This window comes from Streptomyces sp. NPDC030183 (genome assembly GCF_055573455.1).
On sequence record NZ_JBVIBK010000041.1, the window covers coordinates 46,836 to 59,057 of the forward strand.

At 71.5% G+C, this 12,222-nt stretch carries 14 protein-coding genes; 7 read left to right on the plus strand and 7 right to left on the minus strand.

Annotated features, from left to right (window positions below; genetic code table 11):
- Positions 1-90 precede the first annotated feature (90 nt).
- Positions 91-1,257, minus strand: a complete 1,167-nt coding sequence (gene dusB / locus ACZ4Z2_RS34695) for a tRNA dihydrouridine synthase DusB (RefSeq protein ID WP_468081533.1) — start codon at positions 1,255-1,257, stop codon at positions 91-93.
- A 102-nt stretch (positions 1,258-1,359) separates the two neighbouring features.
- Between dusB and ACZ4Z2_RS34700 the strand changes: the two genes are divergently transcribed.
- Positions 1,360-2,808 carry an MFS transporter gene (locus tag ACZ4Z2_RS34700; protein WP_468081534.1) on the plus strand — a complete coding sequence of 483 codons (1,449 nt, stop codon included), beginning with the start codon at positions 1,360-1,362 and terminating at the stop codon, positions 2,806-2,808.
- Between the two features lie 11 nt (positions 2,809-2,819).
- Here ACZ4Z2_RS34700 and ACZ4Z2_RS34705 read toward each other — a convergent pair whose 3' ends face one another.
- Complete coding sequence (locus tag ACZ4Z2_RS34705; RefSeq protein ID WP_468081535.1) at positions 2,820-3,239, minus strand: hypothetical protein; 420 nt, start codon at positions 3,237-3,239, stop codon at positions 2,820-2,822.
- A gap of 260 nt (positions 3,240-3,499) precedes the next feature.
- Positions 3,500-4,486 carry an AraC family transcriptional regulator gene (locus ACZ4Z2_RS34710; RefSeq protein WP_468081537.1) on the minus strand — a complete coding sequence of 329 codons (987 nt, stop codon included), beginning with the start codon at positions 4,484-4,486 and terminating at the stop codon, positions 3,500-3,502.
- 259 nt (positions 4,487-4,745) lie between these two features.
- Here ACZ4Z2_RS34710 and ACZ4Z2_RS34715 point away from each other — a divergent pair, with 259 nt between their 5' ends.
- Positions 4,746-4,952 (plus strand): hypothetical protein, encoded by a 207-nt coding sequence (locus tag ACZ4Z2_RS34715; protein ID WP_468081539.1) that lies wholly within the window; start codon positions 4,746-4,748, stop codon positions 4,950-4,952.
- Between the two features lie 29 nt (positions 4,953-4,981).
- On the opposite strand, the gene ACZ4Z2_RS34720 is transcribed toward ACZ4Z2_RS34715, so the two are convergent.
- Entirely contained in the window at positions 4,982-5,380 is a 399-nt protein-coding gene (locus ACZ4Z2_RS34720) for an SRPBCC family protein (RefSeq protein ID WP_468081540.1), read from the minus strand.
- Between the two features lie 5 nt (positions 5,381-5,385).
- Positions 5,386-6,063, minus strand: coding sequence for a CGNR zinc finger domain-containing protein (locus tag ACZ4Z2_RS34725; RefSeq protein ID WP_468081541.1), 678 nt, complete (start codon positions 6,061-6,063; stop codon positions 5,386-5,388).
- A gap of 21 nt (positions 6,064-6,084) precedes the next feature.
- On the opposite strand from ACZ4Z2_RS34725, the gene ACZ4Z2_RS34730 reads away from it, so the two are divergent.
- Positions 6,085-6,543, plus strand: coding sequence for a VOC family protein (locus tag ACZ4Z2_RS34730; protein ID WP_468081543.1), 459 nt, complete (start codon positions 6,085-6,087; stop codon positions 6,541-6,543).
- A gap of 125 nt (positions 6,544-6,668) precedes the next feature.
- Here the strand turns inward: ACZ4Z2_RS34730 and ACZ4Z2_RS34735 are convergent, their stop codons facing one another.
- Positions 6,669-7,220 (minus strand): TetR/AcrR family transcriptional regulator, encoded by a 552-nt coding sequence (locus ACZ4Z2_RS34735; protein WP_468081544.1) that lies wholly within the window; start codon positions 7,218-7,220, stop codon positions 6,669-6,671.
- A gap of 94 nt (positions 7,221-7,314) precedes the next feature.
- Entirely contained in the window at positions 7,315-8,697 is a 1,383-nt protein-coding gene (locus ACZ4Z2_RS34740; RefSeq protein ID WP_468081546.1) for a glycine--tRNA ligase, read from the minus strand.
- A gap of 183 nt (positions 8,698-8,880) precedes the next feature.
- On the opposite strand from ACZ4Z2_RS34740, the gene ACZ4Z2_RS34745 reads away from it, so the two are divergent.
- From ACZ4Z2_RS34745 to ACZ4Z2_RS34760, 4 genes are all read left to right on the plus strand, one after another.
- Positions 8,881-9,843 (plus strand): metal ABC transporter substrate-binding protein, encoded by a 963-nt coding sequence (locus ACZ4Z2_RS34745; protein ID WP_468081547.1) that lies wholly within the window; start codon positions 8,881-8,883, stop codon positions 9,841-9,843.
- Between the two features lie 19 nt (positions 9,844-9,862).
- Positions 9,863-10,630, plus strand: coding sequence for a metal ABC transporter ATP-binding protein (locus ACZ4Z2_RS34750; RefSeq protein ID WP_468081549.1), 768 nt, complete (start codon positions 9,863-9,865; stop codon positions 10,628-10,630).
- Positions 10,631-10,643: 13 nt separating this feature from the next.
- Complete coding sequence (locus ACZ4Z2_RS34755; RefSeq protein WP_468081550.1) at positions 10,644-11,588, plus strand: metal ABC transporter permease; 945 nt, start codon at positions 10,644-10,646, stop codon at positions 11,586-11,588.
- A 70-nt stretch (positions 11,589-11,658) separates the two neighbouring features.
- Positions 11,659-12,081: a Fur family transcriptional regulator gene (locus ACZ4Z2_RS34760; RefSeq protein WP_468081551.1), complete on the plus strand. Its 423-nt coding sequence runs from the start codon at positions 11,659-11,661 to the stop codon at positions 12,079-12,081.
- Positions 12,082-12,222: the final 141 nt, after the last annotated feature.

The window sequence follows — 12,222 nt, forward strand, 5'->3', positions numbered from 1 at the left end:
CAGGCCCTCGAACATGCCCAGTTGCGGGCGGCCGGGAGCGCGATGGGGCAGCTGTGAGGACGCGGGAGAACGGGAGGGCGGGCGGCCCGGTCAGCCGCCGGACGTGTCGAGTTCGGCGTCCTCGCCGACGCCCGCGCAGTCGTAGGGGTCCTTGAGCCAGCCGTCGGGCAGCACGACGCGGTTGTTGCCGGAGGTGCGGCCGCGCGGTCCGTCGGCGCCGGCCGGCCACGGCTGGTCCAGGTCCAGCTCGTCCAGCCCCGCGCGCAGTTCGGCGAGGGAGGAGGTGATGGCGAGCCGCTTGCGCATCTCGGAGCCGACGGCGAAGCCCTTGAGGTACCAGGCCACGTGCTTGCGGAAGTCGACGACGCCCTTGGACTCGTCGCCGATCCACTCACCGAGGAGGGTGGCGTGCCGGACCATGACGTCGGCCACCTCGCGCAGCGACGGACGGGCGATGTCCTCGGTCCGCCCCTCGAAGGCGGCGACGAGGTCGGAGAAGAGCCACGGGCGGCCCAGGCAGCCGCGCCCGACGACGACGCCGTCGCAGCCGGTCTCACGCACCATCCGCAGGGCGTCCTCGGCGGACCAGATGTCACCGTTGCCGAGGACCGGGATCTCGGGCACGTGCTCCTTGAGCCGGGCGATGGCGTCCCAGTCGGCGGTGCCGCCGTAGTGCTGGGCGGCGGTGCGGCCGTGCAGGGCGATGGACGTGACACCCTCCTCGACGGCGATACGGCCGGCGTCGAGGTAGGTGATGTGGTCGTCGTCGATGCCCTTGCGCATCTTCATGGTGACCGGCAGGTCCCCGGCGCCGGCGACGGCCTCGCGGAGGATCGCGCGCAGCAGGTTCCGCTTGTACGGGAGGGCGGAGCCGCCGCCCTTGCGGGTCACCTTGGGGACCGGGCAGCCGAAGTTCAGGTCGATGTGGTCGGCGAGGTCCTCCTCCGCGATCATGCGGACGGCCTTGCCGACGGTCACCGGGTCCACGCCGTACAGCTGGATCGAGCGCGGCTTCTCGGTCGCGTCGAAGTGGATCAGCTGCATGGTCTTCTCGTTGCGTTCGACCAGCGCCCTCGTCGTGATCATCTCGCTGACGAAGAGCCCCTTGCCGCCGCTGAACTCCCTGCACAGGGTGCGGAAGGGCGCGTTCGTGATCCCGGCCATGGGGGCCAGGACGACGGGCGGGATGACGGTGTGCGGACCGATCCGCAGGGGCGCGGCGGCCGTGGCCGGGGGCGTGGTCGAGGGCGTGGACATTCCCCCATTGTCCCGCACCCGGGGCGAGCCCTGTGCGGGGGCGGCGACGACACCGGGTTCATTAGTTAGGCGCACTATCGACTCGGGCGTACGATGGAGGACATGCCCGAGCTCAGCCGTCGCCACCGTCTGCTGGTGCTCGCGATCTGCTGCACCAGCCTCCTGATCGTGAGCCTGGACAACACCGTCCTCAACGTCGCCCTGCCCACCCTCCAGCGCGACCTGGACGCGAGCGTCGCCGGTCTCCAGTGGACGATCGACGCCTACACCCTGGTCCTGGCCTCGCTGCTGATGCTGGCGGGCTCCACGGCGGACCGCATCGGACGCAGACGGGTCTTCATGGCCGGCCTCGTCGTCTTCACCCTCGGCTCGCTGCTGTGCTCGCTCGCCCCGAACCTCGAAGCGCTCGTGGTGTTCCGCATGGTGCAGGCGGTCGGCGGTTCGATGCTCAACCCGGTGGCGATGTCGATCATCACCAACACGTTCACGGACCCGCGCGAGCGGGCCCGGGCGATCGGGGTGTGGGGCGCGGTGGTGGGCATCTCGATGGCGGCGGGGCCGATCATCGGCGGTGTCCTGGTGGAGTCGGTCGGCTGGCGCTCGATCTTCTGGATCAACCTCCCCGTCGGCCTGGCCGCCCTCGCGCTGACCTGGCGGTTCGTCCTGGAGTCCCGGGCACCGAAGGCCCGCCGCCCCGACCCGGTGGGACAGCTCCTGGTGATCGCGCTGCTCGGTTCGCTGACGTACGCGATCATCGAGGCGCCGACCGCTCCGGTGGGGCGGACGCTGGTGTTCGGCGGTGTCGCCCTCGCCGCGCTCCTCGGACTGCTCCGGTACGAGCCGCGCCGGGACGAGCCCCTCATCGACCTGCGTTTCTTCCGTTCGGCGCCGTTCAGCGGGGCGACCGTGATCGCGGTCAGCGCGTTCGCCGCGCTCGGCGGTTTCCTGTTCCTGTCGACGCTGTACCTACAGAACGTGCGCGGGTTGGACGCCCTGCACGCCGGGCTGTGGATGCTCCCGATGGCCTTCCTGTGCTTCGTGTGCGCGCCGGTCGCCGGGCGGCTGGTCGGCAGCCGGGGCCCACGGCTGCCGCTGCTCGTCGCGGGAGTGACGATGACCGCGAGCGGGGTGCTGTTCGCCGCGTTCGAGGCCGAGACGGCGAACGCCACCCTGGTCGTCGGGTACGTGCTCTTCGGCATCGGCTTCGGCTTCGTCAACGCTCCGATCACCAACACGGCGGTCTCCGGCATGCCCCGCGCCCAGGCCGGTGTCGCCGCCGCCGTCGCCTCCACCAGCCGGCAGATCGGCCAGACCCTGGGGGTCGCCGTGATCGGGGCGGTGCTGGCGGCGGGCGTCGGGGCGTCCTCGTACGCCGAGTCGTTCGTGTCGGCGGCCCGCCCGGCGTGGTGGATCGTCGCCGCGTGCGGTTGCGCCGTCCTGATCCTGGGCGCCCTGACCACCGGCGCCTGGGCCCGGCGGACGGCCGAACGGACGGCGACCCGGCTGGAGTCGACGGAACTACGGGACGCGGCGGGGGTAGGGACCCCTTAGGGCCAGTGGTCTCAGTACCACTCGTCGACGCCGTTGAGGCGGAGTCGTCCGCCGACGCCGAGCTGGCTGTTCGGTGTGGAGCCGACGTGGACGCTGGGGGCGAAGCAGCCCCGGGTGAAGTTCGCGTTGAGGGTGCTGGCGGCGCAGTCCACCGCGCTGCCGAAGTTGCTGATGACCTCTCCGGAGATGGACACCGCCACGCTCGCCTTGTTCTGCACCACGAGCACCGCCTGGGCGTCGTTGTTGGCGTTGCGGACGCGGCACACCTTGAAGTTGACGTTGTCGGAGACGCTGTGGCTCCGGTACGGGGTGCACCACCACCTCTCGTCCGTGTGCACCTCCTGCCAGTTCTGCGCGGCACTGGCGGGGGTGACGCCGAAGGCGAGGCTGCCGAGGGCGAGGGCGGCAACGGTCAGGGCTCTGAAGCGCATGGGGGTTCCTTCCGTCTCGCTGATCTCGCTCGAGAATGCCCCCGCACCGCACAGCCGCGTTGGCAGTGCGTGCACACTTCGTTGTCGTCGCGTACACAACAAAACAGCGCAAGCGGGAGGACCGCCAGGCCGTGTCCGCGAAGTCCCGTCGTCCGTACTCGGGCTCTCGCCCGGTGCGGCGAGTGGGGGTACCCCCTGCTCCAAGAGCCTGGGGGAACGTGCCAGGCGTCGCGGGGCAGGCGGGACTTCGCGGACACGACCTATGGCCTCGCTGAAAGGGCGTCGGAGCGGTACTCCTTCGGCGGGACGCCGTAGGCCGCGCGGAAGGCGCGGGTGAAGTCGGAGGCGCGGAGGTAGCCCCAGCGGGCGGCGACGACGTGGATCGGGGTCGTGCGCAGGGAGCGGTCGGCGAGGTCGCGGTGGGCGCCTTCCAGGCGACGGGCCCGGATCCAGGCGGCGACCGTCTCGCCCGTGTGCTGCTGGAAGACGCGGTGCAGATAGCTGACGGAGATGTGGTGCGCGGCGGCGACCACCGGCGGTGTCAGCTCCGGGTCGTGCAGGTTCTGCCGGATGAACGCGGTGACGCGCCGGACGAGCGCCTCCTGGCGGGTCTCCGGCGACAGCGCGGCCTCGGCGTCCAGCGCCTGGGCGAGCACGGCGGACACCAGGTCGAGGACGACCGTCCCGAGGCGGGGCGCGTCGGACGGGCGGAGGGTGTCGGCCTGCCGTTCCAGGCCGAGCAGGAAGTCCGTCAGCAGGGCGGCGATGCCCTCCCGGCCCGGTATGCCCCGGCCCAGCAACTCCGCCACGCGGTGCGGCGGGAGCGGCAGCAGCGCCTTGGGGAAGTCGACGCCCACACCCCGCAGGGGCGCGGGCCGCCGGTCGTCCGTCGGCCGGAGGTCGTACGGCCGCGAACTGTCGGCGAGGTGCAGGTCGAACGCGCCGAACGTGGCGTTCCGTCCGGCGTGGTCGAGCGTCAACTCGCCGTCCAGCAGCAGCGACAGGTGGTACAGCTCGGGGTCGGACTGCCGCACCAGTCTCTGGCTGCGCCGGTAGCGCGTCGGCAGGAACGACGTGGGCCACACCGTCACCGCCCCCAGCTCCATCAGCCGGAACTCGGCCCAGAAATCGGTGGTGTGGGGGCTGATGATGTCGCTGGGCGAACGCATCCGGCCGACCATCTCCCGCCAGTGGTCGAACCTGTCGTCCACAGGCACGTCCTCGCTACGGAACACCGTCCCGATCATCGCGTCCCATCTCCGCTGCCCCGACCGCCTCCCAACGGCCGTCATCCTCGCACGCGCTGATCAGGCGGCCGTCACGCGGGGACCCCGACGGCAAGCACGCGCGGACCACGGCGACGGCGGCGCGTGGGGCCCGCGGCGGCCCGTGGTGGCGCAAGTCATCGGCCGCAGGACCCCCGTTGATGTTGATCGTGCTGCAAACTCCTCACCGGCAGCGGTCGGTGAAATGTCGACGACCCCCGAAGTGTCGGCTGGAGACGTCATGTCGGAGATCAACTCGAGCAAGGTGAGCCGCTGGGACCAGCACGGGCGGCAGCACGTCGTGCGGGTCCAGCGCTCCGGCGTGCAGCGCACGATCCGGTGCGACACGTGCGGCTGGCGCAAGGGCGCGCAGTTCCTGCCGTGGCTGAAGGCCGAGGAACACCTCGCCGAGGCCCACCAGGCGACGGTGGACCCGGCCGGCTCCTGAACCGGCCGGGAGGTCGACCGACCGGGAGGTCAGGCCGGTTCGTCGAGGGCCTCGGCGATCCGGTCCAGCACCCGCCTCCAGTGCGCCCGTCGGCGCTCGCGCTCCTGTGCGCTCGCCATCCGCTCCTGGTGGAAGCGGAGGACGGCCCGGCCCCCGGCGGCGGCCGAGACGGTGACCTGGACGGTCGTCTCGCCGTACGTCACCCGGATGCGCTCGCCGGGCCGGTACCCGCGCACCTCGCCCCCGGCCCCGGCGTCGGTCGTGTACGGGGCGCCGCGCTCGGGGGTGAGCCGCGCCCCGGCCCCGAGCCACAGCCCCAGCCCCCGGGGACCGCTGATGAACTCCCAGACGGCGGCGGGCGGATGGGGCAGGGTCCGGGAGACGCCGATCTCCCATCCCGCGTCCCGGGTCAGTCCGGTGGTGGCCATGGGAATCACTCCTCGTCCGGGGCGGGCTCCTGCGTGCGGCGCGCCCGGTGCGCGCGCACCTTGGTGCGGTTGCCGCAGTGCTCCATGGAGCACCAGCGGCGGCGGCCGGGCCGCGAGGTGTCGACGTAGATCAGATAGCACCGCTCGCCCGAGCACATCCGGACGCGGTCCGCGTACGGGCCGGTGAGCAGGTCGACGGCGTCGCGGGCCACGGTGGAGGCGAGCTGGCCCCCGCTCGCCGGGCGGGGCGACCAGCGCCGGGTGCCGTCCTCGCCGAGGGCGGGGGCGAGCGGGGGCCGCGCCGCGGCGTCGTTGATGACGTCCAGGTCGGCCGGGCCGGCCGGCGGGATGTCCAGCTGGGACAGGCCGCCGGGGCGGAGACGTGAGACCACCGTGCGCAGCAGGGCGTCGCGCAGCCGCCGGACGTGCTCCACGTCGGCGTCGGTGAGATCCAGGGCCGTGGGGGTGGGCGTGAGCCGGGACCGTCCGGCCCAGGCGGCCAGGTCCTCGGGGGTGTGCAGGACCTCGTAGCGGGCGAGGGCGCCGGGGCCGCCGGTGACGAGGAGTTCCAGGCAGAGGGCGCCGGGATCGAACCGGAAGACATGACCGGTGTACGACCGCAGGGGGATTCCCGGCCCTTCCGGGGGGCCTTCCGGCGTGGCTGCCGTGGACGACGAGGGCATGTAACCACTATAACCGGTTACATGACTGCCGCACTGAGCTGGAAACTGGTCATCGACACCCGGGACGCCCGGACCCTGGCCGACTTCTGGGCCGCCGCACTGGGCTACGAGGTGGAGGATCCGAGCGCGCTGATCGCCCATCTCCGCTCCACGGGCGGCCTCCCGGAGGAAGCGGTCGCCGAGCACGACGGTCACGCCGTCTTCCGGGGCTACGCCGCCGTCCGGCACCCCGACGACCCGTACGACCCGTTCACCGGCATCGGCCTGGGGCGCCGTCTGCTCTTCCAGGACGTGCCGGAGCCGAAGACGGTGAAGAACCGCCTCCACATCGACGTCCATGCCGAGCCCGGCGGCCTCGACGAGCTGGTGGCCCGCCTGGAGGCCCTCGGCGCCACCCGGCTGCGCGAGGTGGACAAGGGCCCGGCGGGCCACTGGTGGGTGATGCACGACCCGGAGGGCAACGAGTTCTGCGTGGCGTAGGAGCGATGCCCCGCGCCGGACACCGGGCGCCGTACGCCGTACGCGTCGGCGCCTTCGAGTCTCCGGCCTCGTCGGCGCCTTCGGCCTCTTCGGCCTCTCCGCGGGCGCCGCCCGGTTCCCGCGGCTCAGGCGCGCAGGCCCCGGACCACCAGGTCCACCACCGCCTCGAACTGGGCGCCGATGTCGGGCCGGTCCCAGTCCTGGGCGTGGCCGGGGTCGTGGAAGCGGGCCGTGGCGTGGAAGACGGCGCGGGCGGTGACCGCCGGGTCGGGGGCGGCGAAGGTGCCGGTGTCCACCCCGTCGCGGATGATCCGGGTCAACTGCGCGGTCAGGTCGGCGATGTGGGCGCCGACGGCCTCGACGTTCTCCCCGGTCAGGACCTGGTACGTGGCGAACAGCTCGGGGTCGTCGCCCGCCTTGCGCCGCTTGGCCGCGAAGAGGGCGGCGAGCCAGTCGCGCAGCCGGGCCTCAGGGTCACGGGCCTCGTCGGCGATGCCGGTCAGGGACGCGGACGTACGGTCCAGCCACCGCTTGGTGACCGCCTCCCGCAGCGCCGCCTTCGTACGGAAGTGGCGGTAGACGCTGCCGTGGCTGACGCCGAGCGCGCGGGCGACGTCGACCACGGTGGCCTTGGCCGGACCGTGGCGGCGCAGGAAACAGACAGTTCCCCGGCCCACCCAGGGGCGCGGGGAACTGCGCGGCCGGCCACGAGCGAACCCGTGGCCGGCCGACGACACGAGCCGGGCGGACGCCGACCCGCAACACAACGAGCTAGCAGCCGATGAGGCGCCCCGCGAGGTACCCCTCGATCTGGTCCAGCGACACGCGCTCCTGCTTCATCGAGTCCCGCTCACGCACGGTGACCGCGTTGTCGTCGAGCGTGTCGAAGTCCACGGTCACGCAGTACGGCGTGCCGATCTCGTCCTGACGGCGGTAACGGCGCCCGATCGCACCCGCGTCGTCGAACTCGATGTTCCAGTGCTGCCGCAGCGCCTGCGCGAGCCCCTTGGCCTTCGGGGACAGCTCGGGGTTGCGGGACAGGGGCAGGACCGCGACCTTCACCGGGGCGATGCGGTGGTCGAGGCGGAGCACCGTCCGCTTCTCCAGCTTGCCCTTGGCGTTGGGCGCCTCGTCCTCGTTGTACGCGTCGAGCAGGAACGCCAGCATCGTGCGGCCGACACCGGCGGCGGGCTCGATGACGTACGGGGTGTAGCGCTCGCCGGCCTCCTGGTCGAAGTAGAACAGGTCCTGGCCGGACGCCTTGGAGTGCGCGGTGAGGTCGTAGTCCGTGCGGTTGGCGACGCCCTCCAGCTCACCCCACTCGCTGCCGCCGAACTGGAAGCGGTACTCGATGTCGGCGGTGCGCTTGGAGTAGTGGGAGAGCTTCTCCTGCGGGTGCTCGTACCACCGCATGTTCTCCTCGCGCAGACCCAGGCCGGTGTACCAGTTCCACCGCTCCTGCATCCAGTACTCCTGCCACTTCTCGTCCTCGCCCGGCTTGACGAAGAACTCCATCTCCATCTGCTCGAACTCGCGGGTGCGGAAGATGAAGTTGCCGGGCGTGATCTCGTTGCGGAAGGACTTGCCCATCTGCGCGATGCCGAACGGGGGCTTCTTGCGCGAGGTGGTCTGCACCTGGCCGAAGTTGGTGAAGATGCCCTGGGCGGTCTCGGGACGCAGGTACGCGATCGAGCCGGTGTCCTGGGTGGGGCCGAGGTGGGTGGAGAGCAGACCCGAGAACTGCTTGGGCTCGGTGAACTGGCCCTTGGTGCCGCAGTTCGGGCAGTTGATGTCCGCGAGGCCGTTCTCCGGCAGGCGGCCCTTCTTCGCCTCGAACGCCTCCTCCAGGTGGTCCGCGCGGAACCGCTTGTGGCAGGAGGTGCACTCGGTGAGCGGGTCGGAGAAGGTGGCGACGTGACCGGAGGCGACCCAGACCTCGGAGGCCAGGATGACGGACGAGTCGATACCGACCACGTCCTCGCGCGACGTCACCATGTAGCGCCACCACTGGCGCTTGATGTTCTCCTTGAGCTCGACACCCAGCGGTCCGTAGTCCCAGGCGGCACGCTGGCCGCCGTAGATCTCGCTGCACGGGAATACGAAGCCACGGCGCTTGCTCAGGCTGACGATGGTGTCGATCTTGTCGGCGGCCACGGTGCTCTCTTCATTACGACGACGGGCGACGAAGCGATGCGCTTCAGAGCGAATGCTTCAGGTTACCGGCGGAGGCTGCCCTGCAATCAAATCGGTTCGGGGTCAGACCGGACATACGCCTTACCCAGGGCTTACCTACCGGCTTGTTGACAATCGTTTCCAGAAAAGCTGAAAATGACTGTCATGAACGTAGAACGACGACGCCTGCTGATACCCGCGGCGGCGACCGCGGCCGCCGCCCTCAGCCTCACGACCCTTTCGGCCTGCTCCACCGACAGCGCCGCCGCGGGCAACACGGACAAGTTCGACGTCGTCGCGTCGTTCTACCCGATGGCCTTCCTCGCCGAGCGGATCGGCGGGAAGTACGTGAACGTCACCAACCTCACCGAACCCGGCCAGGAACCCCACGACCTGGAGATCAGCGCCCGGCAGACCGCGCAGCTCCAGGAGTCGGACGCCGTGCTGTACCTCAAGGGCCTCCAGCCCGCCGTCGACGACGCCGTCGGCCAGTCGGAGATCAAGACGAAGATCGACGCCGCGGCGCTGACCTCCCTGGAGGAGCACGGCGACGAGGTCGGCGGGCACGCCGCCGAGCACGACGACCACGAGCACCAGGAACTCTCCGGCAAGGACCCCCACGTCTGGCTCGACCCGGTGAAGTACGCCGAGATCGCCAAGGGCGTCGGCGCCGCCTTCGAGAAGGCCGACCCCGACCACGCCTCCACGTACAAGACCAACACCGAGGCCCTCGTCGAGAAGCTCGGCGCGCTGAACGACCAGTACGAGAACGGCCTGAAGGACACGAAGACCAAGGTCTTCATCACCACCCACGCCGCCTTCGGCTACCTCGCCGAGCGCTACGGCCTCATCGAGGAGGCCATCTCCGGCCTCGACCCCGAGTCCGAGCCGAGCGGCGCCCGCGTCCGCGAACTGGAGAAGATGGCGAAGGCCGACGGCGTCAGCACCGTGTTCTACGAGACACTGGTCAGCGACAAGACCGCGAAGACCATCGCCGCCGACGCCGGACTGAAGACGGACGTCCTCGACCCGATCGAGGGCATCACCGAGAAGTCCCGCGGCAAGGACTACTTCGCGGTCCAGGAAGCCAATCTCAAGGCGCTCCAGACGGCCCTGGGAGCCAAGTGACCATCCGGAGGATGCAGGCATGACCGAGCCCGTCATCTCGCTGCGCGGAGTACGCGCCGAACTGGGCTCGCGCACGGTCCTGCGCGGCATCGACCTCACCGTGCACCGCGGTGAGGTCGTCGCCCTGCTCGGCGCCAACGGTTCCGGCAAGTCGACCGCCGTGCGCACCGTGATCGGCCAGGTGCCCGTCACCGACGGCGAGGTCGAACTGTTCGGCACCCCCCGGCGCCGCTTCCGCGACTGGCGGCGGCTCGGCTACGTACCGCAGCGCACCACGGCCGCGGGCGGCGTGCCCGCGACGGTGACGGAGGTCGTCGCCTCGGGCCGGCTCTCCCGCGCCCGCCTCGGCATCCTCCGCAAGTCCGACCACGAGGCGATCCGCCGGGCCATCGACCTCGTCGGCCTCACCGACCGGGCCAAGGACTCGGTGAACGCCCTCTCCGGCGGCCAGCACCAGCGCGTCCTCATCGCCCGCGCCCTCGCCTCCGAACCCGAGCTGCTGATCATGGACGAGCCGATGGCGGGCGTCGACCTGGCCAGCCAGGAGGTGCTGGCGCGCACCCTGCGGGGCGAGGTCGCCCGCGGCACCACCGTGCTGCTCGTCCTGCACGAGCTGGGACCGCTGGAGCCGCTGATCGACCGCGCGGTCGTCCTGCGCGACGGCTGCGTCCTGCACGACGGCCCGCCCCCGAAGGCGGTCGGCCAGCACGCGCTGCCCGGCCACGACCACGTCCACCCGCACGCGGCGCCCGGCACCGAACCGGTCCGCACGGGTCTGCTGAGCTGAGAAGGCACCGATCATGGAATTCCTGAACTACGCCTTCATGCAGCGGGCCCTGCTCGCCGCCGTCCTCGTCGGCGTCACCGCCCCCGCGATCGGCGTCTACCTCGTCCAGCGCCGCCAGGCCCTCATGGGCGACGGCATCGGCCACGTCGCGATGACCGGCGTCGGCCTCGGCTTCCTGCTCTCCTGGTCGCCGGTGTGGATGGCGACCCTGGTGTCCGTGCTGGGCGCGGTCCTCATGGAGCTGATCCGCTGGTACGGCAGGACCCGCGGCGACATCGCCCTCGCCATGCTCTTCTACGGCGGCATGGCGGGCGGTGTGATGCTCATCAACCTCGCGCCCGGCGGCACCAACGCCAACCTGATGTCGTTCCTGTTCGGGTCGCTGTCGACCGTGTCGCCGGAGGACATCACGGCGATCTGCGTCCTGGCCGCGTTCGTGATCGTGATGACGCTGGCGCTGCGCCGGCAGCTGTTCGCGGTCAGCCAGGACGAGGAGTTCGCGCGGGTCACCGGTCTGCCGGTGCGGGCCCTGAACCTGCTCACGGCGGTCACGGCGGCGGTGACCGTGACGGTCGCCATGCGCGTCGTCGGCCTGCTGCTGGTCTCCGCGCTGATGGTGGTGCCGGTGGCGGCCGCGCAGCAGCTCACCCGCAGCTTCGCGGCGACGTTCGCGCTCGCCGTGGCCATCGGGGTGACCGTGACGATCGGCGGCACCGTCACCTCGTACTACCAGGACGTGCCGCCCGGCGCGACCATCGTGCTGCTCGCCATCGCCGCGTTCATGCTGCTCACAGCGCTGGCGACCCCGCTGGCCCGGCGGCGCGCGAAGGCAGCGGTGAGTGCCGCGGGCGACCCGGCGGAGTGTGTGATCCCGGGGGCCGCCGAGGCCGCCGGGGCGGGGGGCGCCAGGGACACGGTTCCGGCCAGCCGGGGCTCCGCCGAGGGGTCCGCCGGGTGACCGGCGTCCGACCGGGGTCCCGCCGGGCTGGCACAATGGCCCGGCAAGACCGCGACGTGAGGAGGCAACGGTGACGACCGCTGGACCTGTACGAGGTCGTTCCACCCGGCAGCGGGCCGCCGTGGCCGCGGCACTCGACGAGGTCGACGAGTTCCGCAGCGCGCAGGAACTCCACGACATGCTGAAGCACCGCGGCGACTCGGTGGGCCTGACCACCGTGTACCGCACGCTGCAGTCCCTCGCGGACGCGGGTGAGGTCGACGTGCTGCGGACGTCCGACGGGGAGTCCGTGTACCGGCGGTGCTCCACCGGGGAGCACCACCATCACCTGGTGTGCCGGATGTGCGGCAAGGCCGTCGAGGTCGAGGGGCCCGCCGTGGAGAAGTGGGCCGACGCGATCGCGGCCGAGCACGGTTTCGTGAACGTGGCGCACACGGTGGAGATCTTCGGCACGTGCGCGGAGTGCGCCCGCGCGGCCGCGGGTGCCGAGTAGGCGCCGTTCGCGACCGGGGTGTCGAGCCCCTAGGCCCTGTCGTCAAATTCCCGCCGTCGCCCGAAGGGCGGCCCCGCGGCGTCAGGTGCGTGCTCTCGGCGTGCCGGGCCCTGACCCGTGTACTGGACGTACTCGGGTCGG